The sequence below is a fragment of the Pedobacter flavus genome (genome assembly GCF_036324285.1).
Taxonomy (GTDB): Bacteria; Bacteroidota; Bacteroidia; order Sphingobacteriales; family Sphingobacteriaceae; genus Pedobacter; species Pedobacter flavus.
The window spans coordinates 40,679-61,011 of the sequence record NZ_JAZDQU010000001.1 but is presented as its reverse complement, the minus strand read 5'-3'; the positions used below and the strand labels follow the sequence as shown (position 1 = coordinate 61,011).

Here is a 20,333-nt window from a genome sequence, read left to right as displayed (position 1 = left end):
TATTTTAGATATGTATTAAAACACACAGTCACAGTTAAAATGAAAAGAGTTTTAATATATTTAATTTTCACATTGAGTTTGGCAAATACTGCATTAGCTCAATCTGATCCAATGGATGCACTTTATGGGCATTTTAAAAATGCAAACTCTAAAGAAATTGCAAAAAGTTTTTCTTCTAGTTTGGAAATAATTTTGTTAGACCAAGAAGATGTTTATTCTAAAGCGCAAGCAGAACAAATTTTAAGAGACTTTTTTATAAAAAATCCGCCATTAAGTTATGTAAAGGTACATTCTGTAGGAAATACAAATGTTAAATATCGCTACGGAGTTATTATTTTAACCACAAAAAATGGAAAATTTAGGGTGTCTATTTTAATGGATAAAGTCTCAAATGGATATTTAATTTCTGAACTTAAGATTGAATCAGAAAAATAGGCTTATTTTTGCTTTTTAAATTTTGATTATGTCATCTGATTTAAATCTGAAAGATTTTATAAAAAATGCTATTGCCGAAGATGTTGGCGATGGAGATCATACCGCTTTATCAACTATTCCTTTAGAAACCCAAGGCAAAGCCAAACTTTTAGTTAAGGAAGCTGGAATTTTAGCTGGTGTAGAATTGGCTTTAGAAATTTTCAATCAAATAGATTCTAAACTTCAAATTTCTACTTTTTTTAACGACGGAGATGAGGTGAAGGTAAATGATGTTGTCTTTATTGTAAGTGGTAGTACACATAGTATATTGCTTGCAGAAAGATTAGTACTTAATTGTATGCAACGCATGAGTGGTATTGCTACATTAACCAATAGATTAGTTAAGTTGGTAAAACCATTTGGAGTAAAACTTTTAGATACTAGAAAAACAACTCCAGGGTTAAGAATGTTAGAAAAGTGGGCCGTTAGAATAGGTGGGGGCGTAAATCATAGAATGGGATTATATGATATGATTTTAATTAAGGATAATCATGTTGATTATGCGGGTGGTATTAAACAAGCAATTAATGCTGCGAATCTATATTTAAAAGAAAACCATAAAAACTTAGAAATAGAGATTGAAGTTAGAAATATGCAGGAATTAAATGAGGCATTAGAGGTGGGTAATATTCAGCGTATTATGCTAGATAATTTTAGTCCAGAAGTGTTAACTACTGCAGTAAAGCTTATAAATAATCGATTTAAAACAGAAGCTTCAGGAGGTATTACAGAATCAAATATTCTTGAGTATGCTAAAACTGGTGTAAATTATATTTCAATGGGCGCATTAACGCATTCCATTAAAAGTTTAGATTTAAGTTTAAAGGCTATTTAATGAAGTTTATTAAAAAGTTTAGTACTTTGCATAATACGTAATGGTATCTATTTATTCAATCTTTGCTTTAATTGCCGCATATTTATTTGGATCTATTCCAACTGCTGTTTGGTTAGGGCAAGCTTTTTATGGAATCGATGTTCGTGAATACGGAAGTGGAAATGCAGGTGCAACAAATACATTTAGAGTATTAGGTAAAAAGGCAGGTATTGCCGTTATGGTTGTTGATATATTTAAAGGATATACTGCAACTAATTTGGCTTATTTTATAGGTTTATCTGTTACTGGACCACAAAATTCTACTCAGTTCGTTAATTATGAATTGGCATTAGGAGTTACAGCAGTAATGGGTCATCTTTTCCCAATCTTTGCTGGATTTAGAGGGGGGAAAGGAGTAGCTACTCTTTTTGGGATGATATTAGCTGTTAATTTTACAGCAGCTATGTTTTGTGTAGCCGTCTTTATTATTGTCTTATTAACCACCAAATATGTTTCTTTAAGCTCTATCTGTGCTGGTTTTACATTTCCGCTTTCAATAGTTTTTGTCCTTCAATCTTCTATTAAATCAGAGGTTTTGTATGGAATGGTTGTATGTATTTTGATATTAGTAACGCACCAGAAAAATTTAGAAAGATTATTAAAAGGAAAAGAATCTAAGGTTTATTTATTTAGAAAGAAAACTAAATAATCGATCCTTTGTTATTGATTTTGATAAATTAGTGTTGATTAAAATATTATTTATTTGATATATGAAGAAGTTAGTGTTTTTATGGGTTATTTCGGCTGGATTATTATTTAATTCATGCTCTACCGTTCCATTAACAGGAAGAAGCAGGTTGAATTTGGTAAATAACGATGCAGTTATGCCAATGGCTTTACAAGCTTATAATCAGTTTTTAACTGAAAATAAGAAAAATGTGCTTTCCGCCAGTAATGCTCAAACTTTAAGGGTAAAAACCGTAGGCAATAAGTTAATAGAGTCAGTTAGAACTTATATGAATGCAAATGGCCATGCAGAGTTAATTAAGGATTTTCAATGGGAAATTAATGTTGTTGAAGATAAAAGCGTAAACGCTTGGTGTATGCCAGGTGGTAAGATAGTTGTTTATACAGGGTTGTTACCTGTTACTCAAACTGATGCTGGTTTGGCAGCTGTATTGGGTCATGAAATTGGTCATGCAATAGCAGGTCACTCTGCAGAGAGAATGTCGCAACAATTAGGTTCAGAAATTGTAAATGTAGTAGGAAATGTAGCGTTATCTAATAATCAAAAAGGACAGGCCATTTTTAACGGTATTTATGGTGTTGGAGGTCCTTTGGCTATGTTAAGTTGGTCGAGGTCGCAAGAGTTGGAAGCAGATAGAATGGGATTGGTGTTTATGGCAATGGCTGGTTATAATCCAGAATTAGCTATAGATTTTTGGGAAAGAATGGCTAAAGCATCTGAAGGTAGTCAAAAACCAATGGAATTTTTAAGTACCCACCCAAGTGATGCAACACGTATTGCACAGATAAATAAATACTTGCCAGAAGCAAAAGCTTATTATAAGCCTAAATAATTTTTTAGGCGTTTAAAATATGTAGAATGTTGCTAGCTTTTAGTAAACATTCTGCATATTCTAATTCGGGTTCTGAGTGATGAGTAATCGCTCCGCCAACCTGAAATGAAAGGTATTTATTCTCATTATTGTAGAATAATGATCTAATTAATACATTGAAATCGAAATTGCCATTCGGCTCAAAGTATCCAATACTACCTGAAAACACACCCCTTCTAGATGCTTCGTATTTTTCTATTAACTCCATGGCTCTTATTTTTGGCGCACCGGTCATAGAGCCCATAGGAAAACATTTTTTAATAATAGAAACAGAGGACGTTGCCTTATCTACTTCACAAGTTATTGTAGATATCATCTGATGTACCTTAGGGAAACTGTATATTTCGCATAATTCCGCAACACCAACACTTCCTTTTTTAGCAATTTTAGTTAAATCATTCCTAACTAAATCTACAATCATAATGTTTTCGGCTATTTCCTTAGGATCGTTTTTTAACTTGATTTTTAACAAATTATCTTTTTCATGGTCATTCGATCTTGAAGTAGTTCCTTTTATGGGCTGAGAAATTACGATAGAATCATTTTTTTGTATAAATCGCTCAGGAGAGGCAGATAGAATATATTTTGAATGATATTTAAATAGAGATCCAAATGGAACAGGAGAAATATGGGTTAAATCTAAATAAGTATTAATTGGATTTATTGAAACGTCAGTTGCGTAAAATTCTTGGCAAAAGGTTACTTCATAAATATCACCTTTTGCAATATGTTCTTTTAATGATTGAACTTTATTTAAATAGGCTTCTTTAGTGATTTTTGGTTTAATACTTATATTTTGATGGGTGTTTTCTACTGAGGGTTTGAAATTATTTATTTCACTGAACAGGTTGAATGAAGTCTCAGGATTTAAAATAATTTCAATTTGATTGTTTTTACTGGCAATTAAATATTTAGGGATAAAAAAATAACCTAATGGGAATTGTAAATGGTCGGGATTTTCAGAATGAAGATCCTCAATTTGATTTTTTAAATCGTAACTAAAAAACCCAAACATAAATGCTGGGTTTTTTAGTTGAAATTCTTCTAATTCTTTAAAAAAATTATGATCAGCTTGTATTGATTTGTCTTCACCAATAGCTAAAATCCAATCATATCGACCATACTTATCAATATATTTATGGCTATCTAAAAAGCAAAATACTTCAAATTGATTAGCCCAATTAAGGGCTTTTATTTTAAAATCTGAATTCACTTTAGATTAAAATATATTGTTTAAATATCTATTTAATCGATTCTAATTATCCTAATTGAATAGTTTGGTTTCTATCAGGTCCAACAGATAAATATTTTATAGGAACTTGAAGTTCAGTTTCTAAATATTTAACATAGTCGTTAAGTTCTGTTGGTAACTGATCTTTATCAGTAATTTTTGTTAAATCTATATTCCAGCCATTAATCTTTTTAAGTTGAGGAACAGCAGGTTCAGAAATAATGTCATAAGGCATATAATCTATTTCTTCACCTTTATGAATATAAGATGTACATGCGTAGATTTCTTTAAAAGCGTCTAAAACATCAGCTTTCATCATAATTAATTCTGTTACACCGTTAAGCATAATGGCGTATTTAAGTGCAGGTAAATCTATCCAGCCACATCTTCTAGGTCTTCCAGTTGTAGCTCCAAATTCGTGACCTACGCTTCTTAAGGTTTCTCCAGTTTCGTCATTTAATTCGGTTGGAAACGGGCCGCCACCAACTCTAGTACAGTAAGCTTTAAATATTCCGAAAACATTTCCAATTTTATTTGGGGCAATTCCTAAACCTGTACAAGCTCCAGCGGTTGTGGTATTTGATGAGGTTACAAAAGGATAAGAACCAAAATCTACATCTAATAAAGTACCTTGTGCACCTTCTGCTAAAACAGTTTTTCCTTCATTTAAATATGAATTTACAAAGTGTTCGCTATCTACATGAGGAATAGTTTTGATGAACTCTATCGCTTCAAAAAAGGCAGCTTCTTTTTCTTCTAAATTATATTCAAAATCATAGTGCGATAATATTTCTGTATGTTTTTGAACCAATTTATTGTATTTTTCTTTAAAATCGGGAGCAGTAGTATCACCTACGCGCAAACCATTTCTTCCGGTTTTATCCATATAAGTTGGACCAATACCTTTTAATGTTGAGCCAATTTTATCTTTACCCATTTTCTGTTCATTGGCAGCATCAAGTAATTGATGAGTAGGTAAAATTAAATGAGCTTTACGAGCGATAACTAATTTTCCTTTGGCAACTGGATCATGACCAGCAGCTTTAAGATTATCTAATTCTCTTTTTAAAATAATTGGATCTATAACTACTCCGTTTCCAATTAGATTCATGATTTTATCGTTAAAAATTCCTGAAGGAATTGTATTTAAAACGAATTTTAATCCATCAAATTCTAATGTATGGCCAGCATTCGGGCCACCTTGAAACCTTGCTATTAGGTCATATTGCGGGCTTAAAACATCAACAATCTTTCCTTTGCCCTCGTCTCCCCATTGGAGGCCCAGCAATACATCAACTTTAGTCATTTTTTTTATTATAGTACGTGAAGATTAATTTATTACATGTTCAGCTTGTGCTGATTTAACTTTATTTGAAATGGTGCAGTCGGCGCAAAAACCATATAAATTTAAAGAGTGGTGCCTAATGTCGAATTTTAATAAATCGCCAACCATACTTTGTATTTGATGAATTCTTGGATCACAGAATTCTACCACTTTTCCGCATTCAATACAAATAACATGATCGTGTTGATGATAACCATAAGATTTTTCAAATTGCGCCATATTTTTACCAAACTGGTGTTTGGTTACTAAATCGCAACTTACAAGAAGTTCTAAAGTATTGTAAACAGTAGCTCTACTCACACGATACTTTTGATTTTTCATGTGAATATATAATGTTTCAACATCGAAATGGTCATTTCTCGAATAAATTTCTTCGAGTATAGCGAAACGCTCAGGTGTTTTTCGAAGGTTTTTATTCTCAAGGTAAGCTTCAAAAATTTTTCTTACCAACTCATTATTTTTAATTTCCTGCATGATTTTTTACTACTCCCAAAGTTATTATTTTTTTAACAAAAAACCGTTTGTTTTATGCGTCGAATCTTGTAACAGAAGTAACACCTTTTACCTGCATTAAATTTGAAATAAGGTTGTCTAAATGATCCTTGTCGTTTACAAATACCATAATAGACCCATCAAATATTCCATCATTGGTGTCAACGGTTATAGAACGCATATTTACTTTAAAATCGTTTGATATTACCTTGGTTAGATTATTAATCAAACCTACATCATCAATTCCTACAATATGTAATCCGGTTAAGAAGGTTAATTCTTTTTGCCTATTCCATTTAGCTTTAACTATTCTATAGCCATAATTTGCCATAAGTTGTGCGGCATTCGGACAATTGGTTCTATGAATTTTTATACCTTCACTAACCGTTATAAAGCCAAAAACATCATCACCTGGTATTGGATTACAACAATTGGCTAATTTGTAGTCTATCTTTTGTAAATCTTCGCCAATTAATAAAATATCAGATTCTGGTCCTTTTACTTTATTTAATAGATTCTCAATTTGGTTTTCCTCAATTTGTTCTGAAGTACGAGATTCTATTTCTTTCTCACTAGATAGATATTCTTTTAAGTGTTTTAATTCTATCTTGCCCTGAGCCACTGCAATAAATAATTCTTGTGTTGATGGCAGTTTAAAGAAGTAAGATATCTTGTTTAAATTGTCTGTATTATAAGTGATTTTTAAAGATTTAAGTTTTCGCTCTAATAATTCTTTACCTCCTTCAGCAATTTTTCTTTTCTCTTCTTTTAGGGAAGATTTGATTTTTGACTTTGCTTTTGCAGTTACTACAATATTTAACCAATCTTCCTTTGGAGTTTGTTTGCTGGATGTGATAATTTCTACTTGATCTCCATTTTGAAGTTTGTAGGAGAGGGGTACAAGCTTATGGTTTACTTTTGCGCCAATACAGCTAACGCCGATGTCGGTATGAATATCAAAAGCAAAATCTAATGCGGTAGCACCGAGAGGCAATTGAATTAATGAACCTTTTGGTGTGAAAATAAAGATCTCATCAGAAAATAAATTCATTTTAAAATCATCAATGAAATCTAATGCATTAGACTCAGGATTGCTCAACATTTCTCTCACGTTCTGTATCCATTGGTCTAAACCATTATCCTGACTAGATTCTTTATATTTCCAGTGTGCAGCAAATCCTTTTTCTGCGATTTCATTCATCCTCTGTGTTCGGATTTGAACTTCTACCCATTGTCCCTTACTGCCCATTACGGTTGTATGTAAACTTTCGTATCCATTTCCTTTTGGTGATGAAACCCAGTCTCTTAATCGGTCTGGATTAGGGCGGTATAAATCTGTGACAACCGAATAAGCTTTCCAACAATCTGCCTTTTCTTGATCTGGAGAACTATCTAATACAATTCTAATCGCAAATAAATCGTACACTTCATCGAAAGGAATATTTTTCTTCTTCATTTTATTCCAAATCGAATGTATAGATTTCGGTCTACCGTAAATTTCAACTTTCAATCCTTCTTCTTCAAGTCTAGCTTTAATAGGTTCAATAAATTTCTTAATGAACAAATTTCGCTCTGCTTTTTTCTCATTTAAGTTGTTGGCAATAAACTTATATGTGTCTGGCTCTAAATATTTCATAGATAAATCTTCGAGCTCAGATTTCATTGCATATAACCCCAATCTATGTGCTAGTGGAGCATATAAATAGATAGTTTCAGATGCGATTTTTAATTGTTTATGCTGCGGCATAAAATCCATAGTACGCATATTATGAAGTCGATCCGCCAATTTTATAAGTATTACCCTAACATCATCTGCTAAGGTTAATAACATTTTTCTGAAATTTTCTGCTTGTAGTGAACTGTTATAATCAAAAACCCCAGAAATTTTGGTTAAACCATCAATTATTCTGGCAGTTTTTTTTCCAAATTCTCTTTCAATATCTTCTAATGTGATTTCTGTGTCTTCTACCACATCATGAAGTAAAGCGCATACAATAGAAGTGGTTCCTAATCCAATTTCTTCTGCAGCAATTTGGGCCACAGCAATCGGGTGATAAATATATGGCTCTCCAGATTTTCTGCGCATGTCTTTATGACTTTCTAGCGCCATTTCGAATGCTTTGCGAATTTCTTTCTTATCTCCACGCTGTAATGTAGGTTTACATGCACGAAGTAAAGCTCTATACCGTTTTAGTATTTCTTTCTTTTCTTCTTCTAAATCTATGACTAGAGTGTTTTTCATCGGCCTTTTTTGGCAATATATTTATTTTATGTAATAAAAGTAAGCTTTTCGGGTTTTGTTTAAAACTAATAAATAAATAAATTAGCTTTACATTTACAGAAGCTTAAATTTATGAAATTTTTCAATTGTATTTTTCTGTTAATTGTCATGATTTCTCCGTTTTCCCTATTTGGGCAGAGCGATAAGCAATCGGTTATTTTTCCAAAATTAAGCTCAAACGATACGATAAGGGTTGCAGGTTACGTTGATGATGGTATGATGATTCCTTATATCGGTATCCCACAAGTGACGTATATTGGTGTTAGAAAATGGAATTCAGATGCCGAAAGAGTTGCTTTTAATAGGTTAAAATATAATGTTTTAAAGGTGATGCCTTATGCGCTATATGCAAAGCGTAGGTATGCACAATTGGAGTATGAATTGGCATCAATTTCCTCAAATAAGGAACGTAGACAGTTGGTAAAACAATGTGATAAAGAAATTAAGGATTTATTTAATAGGGAAATAAAAGATTTGAGTATTACTCAAGGTAAAATTTTAACCAAATTAATTGATAGGGAAGTTGGTAAATCTACTTATCAAATTGTAAGAGAAACAAGAGGTGGGGTGTCTGCTTTTGTATATCAATCTATAGCAAGAGTAGTTGGACATAATTTAAAAGCCTCATATAATGCCCAAGAAGAAAGAGATATAGAGTCTATTTTATTGAATTCACCATATTATACCAATGGTGTTCAAAATTATTAAACATGAATAAAACAGTCTATCAGTTTAAAGTACGTAAAGGAAATGGGAAGGAAGTTAATCTTTCGGAATTTAATGGAAAAGTACTTATAATAGTTAATACAGCGAGTGGATGTGGATTTACACCTCAGCTTAAAGAATTACAAGCTTTAAAGGATACCATGGGCGAAGGATTTGAGGTGTTGGGTTTTCCTTCTAACGATTTTGGGAAACAGGAACCATTAAGTAATAATGAAATTGGAACATTTTGTGAAGTTAATTATGGTGTTCAATTCCCAGTTTTTGAAAAAATTATGGTAAGAGGCGCTCAGGCTCATCCCTTATTTAAGTTCTTAGCAGATAAAAAATTAAATGGAAATATTAGTGCATTACCAAGATGGAATTTCCATAAATATTTAATCAATAAAAAAGGCGAGGTGGTTGATTATTTTTATCCATTTACAAAGCCTGGATCTAGTAAAGTGAGAAAGAAAATACAAAAATTATTAAATGAAAATATATAATATGAAGCTAGATATTTTAGTTTTTGCGGTTCATCCTGATGATGCTGAATTGGGTTGTTCTGGAACAATTTTAAAACATATAGCTGAAGGTAAAAAGGTAGGGATTGTTGATTTTACAAGAGGTGAATTAGGTACAAGAGGTACTGCCGAAACTAGAGATGCTGAAGCTTTAGAATCAAGTAAAATTTTAGGCTTGTCGGTTCGTGAAAATCTAAAATTTAGAGATGGGTTTTTTAAAAACGACGAACAGCACCAACTCGAAGTAATAAGAATGATTAGACGGTATAGACCAGAAATTATATTGAGTAATGCATTGCACGACAGGCATCCAGATCATGGTAGAGCTGGAGATTTGGTGAATGATGCTGCATTTTTAAGCGGATTAATAAAAATTGAGACCAAAGATAATGGTGAAACTCAAGATGCTTGGAGGCCAAATTTAAATTTACAATATATTCAGGACAGATATATTCAACCTGATATTATTATAGATATTACTGATTTTATGGATACAAAAATTGAAACAATTAAAGCATTTAAAACTCAATTTTATGATCCTGAATTTGATGCGCCAGAAACTTATATTTCTAGTCCAGAATTTTTTGAAACTATTATTGGTAGAAGTAGAGAGTTTGGAAAGTCTATTGGAGCAACCTTTGGAGAAGGTTTTACGAGTAGAAAATTATTAGGAGTAAATTCCTTGTTCAATTTAAGATAATTGAACAAGGAATTTTAAATAAACTACAATGTAACTAGTATTTTATCCATTTTTTCGATTCCTTCATCAATATGTTGTTTTTCAATACATAACGATGGACGGAATCTGATGGTTTGGTTACCACAACCTAAGAACATTACATTCATTTCAAGGCCTTTATTTATAAAAGTATCTCTTTGTGCTTTACTAGGTAAATCAAATGCGCATAAAAGTCCTTTTCCTCTAACATTGCTAATTAAAGCATGTTTTGTAGCAAGTTTATGAAGTTGTTCTTGTAAATAAGCTCCAGTTTCTGCAGCTCTTTCACATAAATTATCTTCTTTAATGATTTTTAAAATCTGAGTAGATCTCACCATATCTACTAAATTACCACCCCAAGTAGAATTTATACGGCTAGGCACTTTAAATACGTTTCCTGGAATTTCATCTACTTTATTTCCTACTAAAATTCCACATACTTGCATTTTTTTACCGAATGCAATAATGTCTGGACGAGCAGCTTCGCTAAAGTGTTGATGACACCAAAATTTACCAGTTAATCCAACTCCAGTTTGTACTTCATCATAAATAAGCATGGCGTCGTTGGCATCTGCAATTTCTCTTAATTGAATTAAAAATTCTTCTCTCAAATGGTTATCACCACCTTCAGATTGAATTGGTTCAATTAAAATGGCACAAATATCATCTTTATTGTCTTCAAAAGCTTTTTTGATTAATTCAATAGAAATATCTTCAGTTTTTTGAGCAGTAGCTAAATTTTCTCCTTCTAATGGGAATTTTACTGTAGGTACAGGAATTCTTGGCCAGTCGAATTTTGCAAACCATTTAGTTTTATCTGGTAATGTGTTTGTTAAACTTAAAGTATAACCAGATCTTCCATGAAAACTCTTTTCGAAGTGTAAAATTTTATATCCTTTTTCTTCAGAGTATCCTTTTTCAAAGTTTTTTTGAACTTTCCAGTCCATCGCAACTTTTAAAGCATTTTCAACCGCTAATGCACCACCGGCAACAAAAAAAGCATGTGGCAAATAATCTGGAATCCCTACTTCACCAAAAGTTTTAACAAATTCTGCGTATTGTTGAGTGTAAACATCAGAATTAGAAGGATTAGATAAGGCAGCAAGTAATAAATTGTCTTTAAAAGCTTGGTCATTTACCATCTTAGGATGGTTATAGCCTAGAGGAACGGAAGCAAAACAAGTAAAGAAGTCTAAAAGTTTTCTATTGTATTTAGAGTCATAAATATATGCTCCTTTACTTTTTTCCATATCATAAGTAATATCATATCCATCAGCAAGAATATGCTTACTTAATTCATTAGTTACTTCTTTAGGTTCTACACTTAATTTATACATATTATAACGGGTTATAGTATTTCAAATTTACTAAAATCACCTTATAAATGGGTGTTTTTCAATGAAAAAAGCAATATTTTTACATAAACGGCATTTTATGCGTTTAATAAATCTAAAGTATGTTTTTGATGATAAATCTGAGTTTAAAAATCAAATTTATTCCTCATACCTAAGCTTCCTAAAGCACCGCCTGTATGAATTGCGACAAAATTTTCATCATATTTTACTTTTTGTTCTTCAATTAAATTGAACATAGCAAAGAACATTTTGCCAGTATAAATGGGATCGATGATTAACCCAGTTGTAGACGTAAATTTTTTTATGAAATTTAATAATTGAGGGGTTGTTTTTGCGTATCCTCCAAAGTGGTAGTCTTCGTGAATTATGTAGTTTTTTGCATCCGGAATTGAATTTAAAATTTGGGTTTCTAGCTTTAAATTCTTTAAAACAGGAATTATATGTAAAATGCTTTCTGGGTATTTACTTTGCAAAGTCTTTAATATTCCAATAGCTGTGGTGCCTGTTCCTGCTGCACAAAATACATTTGAAATAGGAAGGTTTATTTCATGAATTATATCTTCACAACCCTGCTGTCCCAATGCACCAGCTCCACCTTCATCAATGAAATAAGCGCTCGGGTCTTCAGAAAATAATTTTTCAAATAGATTTTCCTTGTCTTTATAGGTAGTTCTATCTACAAAGATTAAATTCATCCCAAATAAAGCACAGAAAAAAAGTATTTCGTTATCAACTTTTTCACCTCTCACTATGGCAGTTGTTTTGAATTTAAATTTTGCACCTGCTGCTGCGGTAGCTAATAAATGATTAGAAAATGCTCCGCCAAATGTTACTATATGATTCTTTTTTAACCTTGTAGCTTCTGCCAATTGATAATTTAATTTTCTCCATTTATTGCCCGATATAAACGGATCAATTAGGTCGTCTCTTTTAACTTTAAATTTATGGTTGTTAAATTGAAATTCTTCAATTGGACTTGGAATTTGCATAGTTATTTAGCGGCAATCAGCGATATTTATTAATTCTTATAAAGGTATAAAAAAAGGGAGTTTGAACATTTCAAACTCCCTTTTTTAGGTCAGAAAATTAAAAATTATTGACCAACGCCAAATGATATACCAGCATTTACAGTATTGTATTTAAATGCGGTATATGAGCTATATAATTTAAAAAATGCTAATTTTAACTGAAAGCCAACTGTGGCTCTCATTCCATTAAAATTATCATCATTTATTGAAATTGGATTTGTATAAACTGGTTTTGCAATGCCATTATCAAATTCATATGTACCTAACGCATTTAATTTTGAGGTTGAAGTTTGATATCCAAGACTCGCAAATGGGGTAAATACAGCTAATTTTTTAGATATAGTTGCATCCATGTTAAAACCAGAAAATTTAGATTCGATTTTTTGATCTTTATATTTTCCATTGTTTACATCTAATGCTAAATCAAAATTAACATGCGAATAGCCAAATCCAAATGAAACGTCAAATGGAGTAACTTTTTCCGCCGTATTACTCATCAATAATGGCAATAATTCTACCTTAGCACCTAATCCAAACATGCCAACTTTACCTTCATCATTAATTTTTATAGAAGGTACATATCTCGCCATCACATCAATATTTTTTGGTAAACCAAATGTTAATTGAATTTGTGGAGTAGGTACGATATTAAATCCTAATCCTTGCGGAAGTCTAAATTTTGTTAGGCTTATGTTATTTGCATGAACTTCAACTTCTGCACCTAATTTATCTTCACCAAATGCAGTAGGGCCAATGCTCACCGAGCTATTTACAGGTCTGATGTTTGTTAAGCCTAATTTGTTTACATCGTAGGTTTGGTCAGATGTTGGAACTAATGCTCCCGCAGCAGAAATTCTTACTTCAAACTTAAAAGTACCTTTAGATTTAGCAGTATGATACCAACCGCTATTTAATCCAGTTCCAATTCCTTTCATTAATGGATTTAAATATGCACCAATTAACTTAGTTGCATCTTGTGGATTAGCTTTAAATAATGCTTCAACATCTTGTTGTGCTACAGACTTTAATGTTAAAGCAAAAACTGCAAATAAAATAAGTGCAATTGCTTTAAATGATTTTAATCTCATGTTGTTTTGGTTTTTTGACACTAAGTTAAATCTTTTTCAATAAATTTTAATTTTTTTTAAAAATCTGATCTATTAAACATACTGCCATTCTTAACTATTGATCAGGAAAGCGTATTTTTGCAGAATGATTAATGTGCAAAATGAATTTGATAACGATGAGCAGGATTTATACGAACATTTTAATATTGTTGTAGATAAGGGTCAATCGCTGTTGCGTATCGATAAATTTTTATTGCATAGAATAGAAAATGCTTCAAGAAACAGAATCCAAAATGCAATTGAAGCAGGAAATGTTAGGGTAAATTCTAATACGGTGAAATCTAGTTATAAGGTAAAACCTTTAGATGAAATTTCAATAGTTTTTGCTCATCCTCCAAGAGATACAGAGGTTTATCCAGAAAATATCCCGCTTGATATTGTTTATGAAGACAATGATTTGTTAATCGTAAACAAAGTTGCAGGAATGGTTGTTCACCCCGGATATAATAATTATACGGGTACTTTAGTTAATGCCTTAACTTATCATATGCAAAAGAATAATAAAAATGATTCTTTGCCAGAGTTGCCCGGAAATAGCGGCAGACCTGGTTTAGTGCATAGAATTGATAAGGATACTTCTGGGTTACTGGTTATAAGTAAGAACGAAATAACCATGACTAAATTAGCAAAGCAATTTTTTGATCATACCATTAATCGTAAATATCTAGCCCTAGTTTGGGGAGACCTACAAGAATCTGGAACCGTGACGGGTTATATCGGTAGAAGCGCCAAAAATAGAATAATAATGGATGTTTACGATGATCCAGAGAAGGGGAAATGGTCGGTTACTCACTATACCGTTATAGAACGTTTGGGCTACCTAACATTGATAGAATGTGTGTTAGAAACAGGAAGAACGCATCAAATAAGAGCCCATATGAAACATATTGGACATCCACTTTTTAATGATGCGAATTATGGTGGGGATAAAATTTTAAAAGGCACTACATTTAATAAATACAAGCAGTTTGTTCAAAATTGTTTTGAAATAATGCCTCGACAAGCACTTCATGCAAAAACATTGGGATTTGAACATCCTACAACAGGAAAGTATATAGAGTTTAATGCTGAGTTGCCTGAGGATTTTGAGTCGGTGTTAAATAAGTGGAAAAATTATGTTCAACAAGCCTAATGAGTTCGATAAATTACTTAACCTATAACGATAATCTGATTTCAGTAACTCAACCAATTTTACTTTCTTCTAATAGAGGGTTGAAATTCGGTGATGGAATTTTTGAAAGTATGAAAATGCAGAATCATGAATTAATGTTTTCTGACTTACATGCTGATAGAATTCAGGCGGCAGCTAAATTTTTGAAATTTGAAAAATATCAGTTGTTAGACAGTTATTTTCTGAAACAAAAAACCACTGAATTATCAAAAAAAAATAAGTTGAATGGAAACAGCAGATTTAGGTTAACTGTTTTTAGGTCAAATGGGGGATTATATACTCCAGATACCAATAGGTATGAATACATCTTAGAGGTAATGCCATCCACTCCAACTTATGAGCTAAATACAAAGGGATTAATCATTGATGTTTATTCAGAATTAACCAAATCTATTAATAAGCTCTCACAGTTTAAGACAACAAATGCTTTGCTATTTGTTATGGCCAGCATTTTTAAAAAGGAACGAAAGCTTGATGATGTGATTCTTTTAAATGATGCTGGTTTTATTTGTGAAAGCGCCAGTTCAAATATTTTTGTTGTTTATAAAAATCAAATTTACACACCGCCATTAAGTGAAGGATGTGTGGGCGGAGTGATGAGAAGTGTTGTGCTTAAATTGGCTAAAGAAAACAATATCGATATAATTGAAGCGCAGATAAATCCTCAAATTTTACTTGAAGCAGAAGAGGTTTTCTTAACCAATGCAGCACTCGGAATTAGATGGGTTATGGGATATGGAAGAAAGAGATATTTTAATGAATATTCCAAATTATTAAGTGCAAAGCTTAATCAATTGTAATAGCTTAATTTATTTTAAATCCTCTTAATAAAGATTCTATATCCATTCTTTTCTTTCCTTCTAGCTGTACATCAATAAGTTCTAAATAGCCATCTGCTGTTTTAAATTTCAAGAAAGTTTTTCCGTCAGATTCAAAAGTTCCAGGTGCAACGTTGTTGTTTACAAGTAGCATTTTAGATGAAAATACTTTCAAATTTTTATCCTTGATGGTTGTAAAAGCTGTAGGATAAGGAGAAAGGCCTCTAATGTGATTATAAACTTCAACTGTAGGTTTATTCCAATTAATTCTACAAAATTCCTTGGTTAATTTAGGAGCGAACTTAATGATTTCATCTTCTCTTTGTGGAATAGAATTGTAGTTATTGTTTTCTATTAATTTAACTGTATTTACTAATACTTCTGCACCTAATTCCATTAATCTATCGTGAAGTTGTCCTGCATTCTCATCATCAGAAATAGATAGACTGGCAGATTGAATTATATCGCCTGTATCAATTTCATGTTGTAAAAAGAAAGTGGTTACTCCAGTTTCTTTTTCACCATTTATAATTACATGATTTATTGGGGCTGCACCTCTATATTGTGGAAGCAGTGATGCGTGTAAGTTGATGGTGCCTTTTACGGGCATATTCCAAATTATTTCTGGAAGCATTCTAAAAGCAACTACCACTTGTAAGTCTGCTTTTAAACTTTTTAATTCGTTTATAAAATCTGGATTTTTTAGTTTTTCTGGTTGAAGTATGGGCAAGTTTTTTGAAAGTGCATATTTTTTCACTTCACTTTCTTGTATTTGTTGTCCTCTTCCTGCTGGTCTATCTGGGGCAGTAACTACACCCACCACGTTAAATCCTGCATTAATTAATGCTGCTAATGAAGGAACTGCAAATCCCGGTGTACCCATGAAGACTATTCTCATATAAAAAATTAGATTTTAGATAACAAATAATTATTGAAGCCGTAAAAATACCGATTCTTAACTATTTAAATACTTAAAATTTAACCTTAATAATTTGAGCAGCAAAAAAAAACCACCTAAATTATTGTTTAGGTGGATTTTTAATTGGGTCGACAGGTTGTTCCTGATTTTCCTTTATTTTGCTAGGATTACTATAACTTGAGTTAGCATCCTTTTTTTTATAAATCTTGTCTTGTGGTTTTTTAACCACTTTATCAAATTCCCTACTGGGTTGATTAAAATTTTCTGGACTAAAATTATTTGTACGCTTCATAATTTAATTTAAAGAGAAACAAATAATAATGCCTCTTGGTTTTATGGATACAATAAGTATTTTTTTCTTATTTCTTTATATTTTGTTAATCCCGGCTCCCAAGTTGCTCTTATTTCTTTTTCACTTTTACCAGCAATAATCATTTCTCTTACTCTTGCATCACCAGTTCTGTAATCAAAATTACCAACTTCTTTGCTTAACTTATAATTGAAGAAATCTTCCTTTTTTGGATAAGCGTTATATAATTCTATTACCCATTGTAAATTAATTTGTTTTGTTTTTCTGATTATGTTTGTGTCATAATTCCTCAAATCTAATCCAAAACATTCTTGATCTTGAAAAAGTGGAGTTTCTGCCATTCCTTTAATACTTTTTGGAGTATAAGAAAAATTATATTTTCCTTTTAAAGCTGGACTTCCAATAATGGTAAAAGGAAACTGAGTACCTCTACCATGATTTAAATATATTCCTTCGAATAAACAGGTAGAAGGGTATAATAAAATAGATTGTTGTGTATTTAAATTTGGTGATGGTTTAATTGGTAAAGTATAAGGCATATCATGATTATAATTTGCCACAGGTACAATTATAATTTCACACTTTTGTTTATTTAATAACCATCCTTCGCCATTTAGCATTTGAGCATATTCTGCCAAAGTTAATCCGTGCACTATTGGGATAGGTTGAATTCCAATTCCAGATTTATATTTTGGATCTAAAATCGGTCCATCAATATAAAATGCATTTGGATTAGGTCTGTCTAAAATTAGGACAGGTTTGTTGTTTGCAGCGCAGGCTTCCATTACAAATTGTAAGGTATTCATATAGGTGTAAAACCTAACGCCAACATCTTGAATATCAAATATTACGATATCAACATCAGAAAGTTCTTCATTAGAAGGTCTATCATGTTTGCCATAAAGAGATATGGCTTTAATTCCAGTTTTTGTATCAACACCATCATCAACTGAAACACCTGCACTTGCATCTCCTCTAAAACCATGTTCTGGACCAAAAATTTTGACAATATTTATTCCTCTAGTGATTAAACTATCTACAAGGGTTTTATTTCCAATAACAGAAGTTTGATTTACAACAACTGCAACTCTCTTACCTTTAAGTAAGTTGATGTATTTTTCAGTTTGATCTGCTCCAGTAATAATGTTTGAATTTTTCTGACTATTAATTTTACTTACAGAAGTATTTCCTGATTGTAATGTTCCAACATTTGCTTGATGGTTGGTTTTACATGCATAAAAAATCACTGATGTGAGTAAAATAAGGCAAAAATTAAATCCTGATAGTTTCATTTATCTATATTTGTTTGTGAATTCGTAAAGATAATTATTTGCCTTTGAATACCTCATATTTTATAGCTAATAGGATTTCTAGAAAATCTAATCGTAGTTTTTCAAAATTGATTATAAGAATAGCGATTGCTGGAATTATGTTGAGTTTGGCAGCTATGATTTTATCCGTCGCTGTAATTAAGGGCTTCAAAACAGAGATTAAAGAAAAGGTTCGTGGATATTTAGGTGATGTTAGAGTTTATAGTCATAACATGAATAACTCTTTTGAGAGTTCGCCTTTTGTTCCAGATAATAAGACTTTAGCTTTAATTAATAACCATCCAAATGTAGAATGGTATCAGAATTTTGCAACTAAACCCGCAATTATTTCAGTAAATGGTGAGGTAGAAGGTATAAATTTTAAAGGTGTTGATTCTACTTTTCATTGGGACTTTATACAAAAGAGTTTAGTTGATGGAAATATCATTAAGCTAAATTCCCAAAATTCATCTAGAGAAATATTACTTTCTCAAAGCACAGCTAATAGATTAAAAGTTAAAGTTGGCGACGAATTTGTGATGCATTTTGTTCAAAACCCTCCTCGTCCCCGTAAATTTAAGGTTGTTGGAATTTATGATATCGGAATTGAAGCAATAGATAAGGGGTTTGCTATTGGGTCTATTGATGTAATTAGAAAGATAAATAATTGGGATGCTCAAACAATTGGTGGGGTAGAAATTAAGCTTAAGAAATTTGAAAGTTTAAATGTTACAACGGGCGAATTACATCAAGTTTTAAATGGGGATTTACAAGCGGAATCTATAGATAATTATTTCCCCAGTATATTTTCTTGGTTAGATATGCTAGATGTTAATACAGAAGTATTATTGTTTTTAATGCTTCTTGTAGGTGTAATTAATATGATAACGGCCTTATTAATTATGATTTTGGAACGCGTAAATATGATAGGGATTTTAAAATCTTTTGGAGCCACTAATTATACAATCGTTAAGATTTTTCTATATAACGCGCTTTATTTAATTTTAATCGGACTGTTTTTAGGGAACTTGTTAGGATTGGGATTAGGCTATCTGCAGTTGGAATTTAAATTATTTAACCTTCAGCAGTCTTCTTATTTTCTAAAATACGTACCTATAGAATTTCATTGGCAAGATGTGGTATTACTTAATCTAGGAACCGTAATTATTTGTATGTTGGTGTTGTTAATTCCTTCTCTATTGGTGAGTAAAATAACAGCATTAAAAGCCATTAGATTTAAATAATTATTTAATTTCTGTCCAGTTTTTTTTACAAAGCAAGGCGTTATATGCGGGCTTAATATCTAAAAAAGGATAAATTACTCTACTTAAGTATAAACCTGTAGGATGCGCAATATCTAAGTCTGCAGGTGTTTCTTTTTTTATTAATAATTGTTCAAATTTATCAATCGATAATTCACTCGTTCCTACTTTGAGGAGTTTGCCAATAATTATTCTAATCATTCTGGTTAAAAATCTATTGGATTTGATTTCAAAATTTAATCTCGTTCCTGAAGAATCTACATACAATTTGGTGTCTGAAACTTTGCAAATCGTATGTTCATATTTATTTGGTGTAGTACAAAAGGCTCTATAATCTTGATAATTTGATAATAATGCAACCGCTTTTTGCATTTTATCATAATTCAAATCTAATTCATATAAGGTGCTTAAGCTATTTAGAAATGGGTTTTTCTGCGTATGAATTAAATAATTATATTGTCGTTGTACAGCATCAAATCTTGCATGTTTATTGTCATCAACAGGAATAATATCTACAACTGTTATGCTAGTGGGTAATGCTTTATTGATTCTAAATTTTAAGTCAAAATCCCATTCCATATCTAAGTCGACATGAAAAAAAAACTGACTTGCATTCACCTTGGCATCGGTTCTTCCGCACCCGTTAATAGGGACAGAGACTTTTAAAATTTTTTCGAGTTGTTGTTCTATTGTTTCTTGAATACTTTTTGCTTTGGGGTGACGTTGCCAACCATTAAAAGAATAACCTAAATAGGCAATATGAAAAAAGTAACGCACGTCTTAAAAGTCTGAAGTAAATAGATGATAATTTGGGCCAATAATTAAAATAAACT

Annotated in this window: 21 protein-coding genes; 10 read left to right on the top strand and 11 right to left on the bottom strand. The window is 31.6% G+C overall.

Features of this window, described 5'->3' with window-relative positions; all coding sequences use genetic code 11:
- Window positions 1–39 precede the first annotated feature (39 nt).
- From VRU49_RS00270 to VRU49_RS00255, 4 genes are all read left to right on the top strand, one after another.
- Window positions 40–435: a DUF4783 domain-containing protein gene (locus VRU49_RS00270; protein ID WP_330144763.1), complete on the top strand. Its 396-nt coding sequence runs from the start codon at window positions 40–42 to the stop codon at window positions 433–435.
- Between the two features lie 28 nt (window positions 436–463).
- The gene (gene nadC, locus VRU49_RS00265; protein WP_330144762.1) at window positions 464–1,309 is read left to right on the top strand and encodes a carboxylating nicotinate-nucleotide diphosphorylase; all 846 of its coding nucleotides are present in this window, start codon (window positions 464–466) and stop codon (window positions 1,307–1,309) included.
- A 40-nt stretch (window positions 1,310–1,349) separates the two neighbouring features.
- Entirely contained in the window at window positions 1,350–1,997 is a 648-nt protein-coding gene (plsY, locus tag VRU49_RS00260) for a glycerol-3-phosphate 1-O-acyltransferase PlsY (RefSeq protein WP_330144761.1), read from the top strand.
- A gap of 61 nt (window positions 1,998–2,058) precedes the next feature.
- Window positions 2,059–2,868: a M48 family metallopeptidase gene (locus VRU49_RS00255; RefSeq protein WP_330144760.1), complete on the top strand. Its 810-nt coding sequence runs from the start codon at window positions 2,059–2,061 to the stop codon at window positions 2,866–2,868.
- Between the two features lie 4 nt (window positions 2,869–2,872).
- Here VRU49_RS00255 and VRU49_RS00250 read toward each other — a convergent pair whose 3' ends face one another.
- From VRU49_RS00250 to VRU49_RS00235, 4 genes are read right to left on the bottom strand one after another with little or no spacing between them, the layout of a single operon-like run.
- Window positions 2,873–4,120: an anthranilate synthase component I family protein gene (locus tag VRU49_RS00250; RefSeq protein ID WP_330144759.1), complete on the bottom strand. Its 1,248-nt coding sequence runs from the start codon at window positions 4,118–4,120 to the stop codon at window positions 2,873–2,875.
- 46 nt (window positions 4,121–4,166) lie between these two features.
- The gene (locus VRU49_RS00245; protein WP_330144758.1) at window positions 4,167–5,444 is read right to left on the bottom strand and encodes an adenylosuccinate synthase; all 1,278 of its coding nucleotides are present in this window, start codon (window positions 5,442–5,444) and stop codon (window positions 4,167–4,169) included.
- Window positions 5,445–5,468: 24 nt separating this feature from the next.
- Window positions 5,469–5,957: a Fur family transcriptional regulator gene (locus VRU49_RS00240; protein WP_330144757.1), complete on the bottom strand. Its 489-nt coding sequence runs from the start codon at window positions 5,955–5,957 to the stop codon at window positions 5,469–5,471.
- A gap of 52 nt (window positions 5,958–6,009) precedes the next feature.
- Window positions 6,010–8,217 (bottom strand): RelA/SpoT family protein, encoded by a 2,208-nt coding sequence (locus VRU49_RS00235; protein ID WP_330144756.1) that lies wholly within the window; start codon window positions 8,215–8,217, stop codon window positions 6,010–6,012.
- Between the two features lie 111 nt (window positions 8,218–8,328).
- Here VRU49_RS00235 and VRU49_RS00230 point away from each other — a divergent pair, with 111 nt between their 5' ends.
- Genes VRU49_RS00230 through bshB1 form a run of 3 tightly spaced genes read left to right on the top strand, consistent with a single transcriptional unit; the run spans window position 8,329 to window position 10,182 of the window.
- Entirely contained in the window at window positions 8,329–8,964 is a 636-nt protein-coding gene (locus VRU49_RS00230) for a DUF4294 domain-containing protein (protein ID WP_330144755.1), read from the top strand.
- A gap of 2 nt (window positions 8,965–8,966) precedes the next feature.
- Window positions 8,967–9,464 carry a glutathione peroxidase gene (locus VRU49_RS00225; protein WP_330144754.1) on the top strand — a complete coding sequence of 166 codons (498 nt, stop codon included), beginning with the start codon at window positions 8,967–8,969 and terminating at the stop codon, window positions 9,462–9,464.
- Between the two features lies 1 nt (window position 9,465).
- On the top strand, window positions 9,466–10,182 hold the full coding sequence (bshB1, locus tag VRU49_RS00220; protein WP_330145864.1) for a bacillithiol biosynthesis deacetylase BshB1: 717 nt from the start codon (window positions 9,466–9,468) through the stop codon (window positions 10,180–10,182).
- 23 nt (window positions 10,183–10,205) lie between these two features.
- Here the strand turns inward: bshB1 and lat are convergent, their stop codons facing one another.
- The 3 genes from lat to VRU49_RS00205 all read right to left on the bottom strand — a co-directional run bounded on the left by lat (window position 10,206) and on the right by VRU49_RS00205 (window position 13,671).
- Window positions 10,206–11,537, bottom strand: a complete 1,332-nt coding sequence (gene lat / locus VRU49_RS00215; protein WP_330144753.1) for an L-lysine 6-transaminase — start codon at window positions 11,535–11,537, stop codon at window positions 10,206–10,208.
- A 143-nt stretch (window positions 11,538–11,680) separates the two neighbouring features.
- Window positions 11,681–12,544, bottom strand: a complete 864-nt coding sequence (locus VRU49_RS00210; RefSeq protein WP_330144752.1) for a 1-aminocyclopropane-1-carboxylate deaminase/D-cysteine desulfhydrase — start codon at window positions 12,542–12,544, stop codon at window positions 11,681–11,683.
- A gap of 104 nt (window positions 12,545–12,648) precedes the next feature.
- Window positions 12,649–13,671, bottom strand: coding sequence for a DUF6588 family protein (locus VRU49_RS00205; protein ID WP_330144751.1), 1,023 nt, complete (start codon window positions 13,669–13,671; stop codon window positions 12,649–12,651).
- 124 nt (window positions 13,672–13,795) lie between these two features.
- Here VRU49_RS00205 and VRU49_RS00200 point away from each other — a divergent pair, with 124 nt between their 5' ends.
- Both VRU49_RS00200 and VRU49_RS00195 read left to right on the top strand, forming a co-directional pair.
- Complete coding sequence (locus tag VRU49_RS00200) at window positions 13,796–14,842, top strand: RluA family pseudouridine synthase (RefSeq protein WP_330144750.1); 1,047 nt, start codon at window positions 13,796–13,798, stop codon at window positions 14,840–14,842.
- On the top strand, window positions 14,842–15,681 hold the full coding sequence (locus VRU49_RS00195) for an aminotransferase class IV (RefSeq protein ID WP_330144749.1): 840 nt from the start codon (window positions 14,842–14,844) through the stop codon (window positions 15,679–15,681). The genes VRU49_RS00200 and VRU49_RS00195 overlap by 1 nt, the downstream gene beginning before the upstream one ends.
- A gap of 4 nt (window positions 15,682–15,685) precedes the next feature.
- On the opposite strand, the gene fmt is transcribed toward VRU49_RS00195, so the two are convergent.
- The 3 genes from fmt to VRU49_RS00180 form a co-directional block, all read right to left on the bottom strand.
- Window positions 15,686–16,597, bottom strand: coding sequence for a methionyl-tRNA formyltransferase (gene fmt, locus VRU49_RS00190; RefSeq protein ID WP_330144748.1), 912 nt, complete (start codon window positions 16,595–16,597; stop codon window positions 15,686–15,688).
- Window positions 16,598–16,718: 121 nt separating this feature from the next.
- A complete protein-coding gene (locus VRU49_RS00185; RefSeq protein ID WP_330144747.1) occupies window positions 16,719–16,910 on the bottom strand; it encodes a hypothetical protein in 192 nt (63 codons plus the stop codon).
- Between the two features lie 41 nt (window positions 16,911–16,951).
- A complete protein-coding gene (locus tag VRU49_RS00180; RefSeq protein ID WP_330144746.1) occupies window positions 16,952–18,220 on the bottom strand; it encodes an exo-beta-N-acetylmuramidase NamZ family protein in 1,269 nt (422 codons plus the stop codon).
- 107 nt (window positions 18,221–18,327) lie between these two features.
- Here VRU49_RS00180 and VRU49_RS00175 point away from each other — a divergent pair, with 107 nt between their 5' ends.
- Window positions 18,328–19,482: an ABC transporter permease gene (locus VRU49_RS00175; RefSeq protein WP_330144745.1), complete on the top strand. Its 1,155-nt coding sequence runs from the start codon at window positions 18,328–18,330 to the stop codon at window positions 19,480–19,482.
- On the opposite strand, the gene truA is transcribed toward VRU49_RS00175, so the two are convergent.
- Complete coding sequence (gene truA, locus VRU49_RS00170; RefSeq protein ID WP_330144744.1) at window positions 19,483–20,277, bottom strand: tRNA pseudouridine(38-40) synthase TruA; 795 nt, start codon at window positions 20,275–20,277, stop codon at window positions 19,483–19,485.
- Window positions 20,278–20,333: the final 56 nt, after the last annotated feature.

Coding starts and splice junctions, on each gene's coding strand:
- VRU49_RS00270 (WP_330144763.1), top strand. CDS start 40: ATGAAAAGAGTTTTAATATATTTAATTTTCACATTGAGTTTGGCAAAT.
- nadC (WP_330144762.1), top strand. CDS start 464: ATGTCATCTGATTTAAATCTGAAAGATTTTATAAAAAATGCTATTGCC.
- plsY (WP_330144761.1), top strand. CDS start 1,350: ATGGTATCTATTTATTCAATCTTTGCTTTAATTGCCGCATATTTATTT.
- VRU49_RS00255 (WP_330144760.1), top strand. CDS start 2,059: ATGAAGAAGTTAGTGTTTTTATGGGTTATTTCGGCTGGATTATTATTT.
- VRU49_RS00245 (WP_330144758.1), bottom strand. CDS start 5,444: ATGACTAAAGTTGATGTATTGCTGGGCCTCCAATGGGGAGACGAGGGC.
- VRU49_RS00240 (WP_330144757.1), bottom strand. CDS start 5,957: ATGCAGGAAATTAAAAATAATGAGTTGGTAAGAAAAATTTTTGAAGCT.
- VRU49_RS00235 (WP_330144756.1), bottom strand. CDS start 8,217: ATGAAAAACACTCTAGTCATAGATTTAGAAGAAGAAAAGAAAGAAATA.
- VRU49_RS00230 (WP_330144755.1), top strand. CDS start 8,329: ATGAAATTTTTCAATTGTATTTTTCTGTTAATTGTCATGATTTCTCCG.
- VRU49_RS00225 (WP_330144754.1), top strand. CDS start 8,967: ATGAATAAAACAGTCTATCAGTTTAAAGTACGTAAAGGAAATGGGAAG.
- bshB1 (WP_330145864.1), top strand. CDS start 9,466: ATGAAGCTAGATATTTTAGTTTTTGCGGTTCATCCTGATGATGCTGAA.
- lat (WP_330144753.1), bottom strand. CDS start 11,537: ATGTATAAATTAAGTGTAGAACCTAAAGAAGTAACTAATGAATTAAGT.
- VRU49_RS00210 (WP_330144752.1), bottom strand. CDS start 12,544: ATGCAAATTCCAAGTCCAATTGAAGAATTTCAATTTAACAACCATAAA.
- VRU49_RS00205 (WP_330144751.1), bottom strand. CDS start 13,671: ATGAGATTAAAATCATTTAAAGCAATTGCACTTATTTTATTTGCAGTT.
- VRU49_RS00200 (WP_330144750.1), top strand. CDS start 13,796: ATGATTAATGTGCAAAATGAATTTGATAACGATGAGCAGGATTTATAC.
- VRU49_RS00195 (WP_330144749.1), top strand. CDS start 14,842: ATGAGTTCGATAAATTACTTAACCTATAACGATAATCTGATTTCAGTA.
- fmt (WP_330144748.1), bottom strand. CDS start 16,597: ATGAGAATAGTCTTCATGGGTACACCGGGATTTGCAGTTCCTTCATTA.
- VRU49_RS00185 (WP_330144747.1), bottom strand. CDS start 16,910: ATGAAGCGTACAAATAATTTTAGTCCAGAAAATTTTAATCAACCCAGT.
- VRU49_RS00180 (WP_330144746.1), bottom strand. CDS start 18,220: ATGAAACTATCAGGATTTAATTTTTGCCTTATTTTACTCACATCAGTG.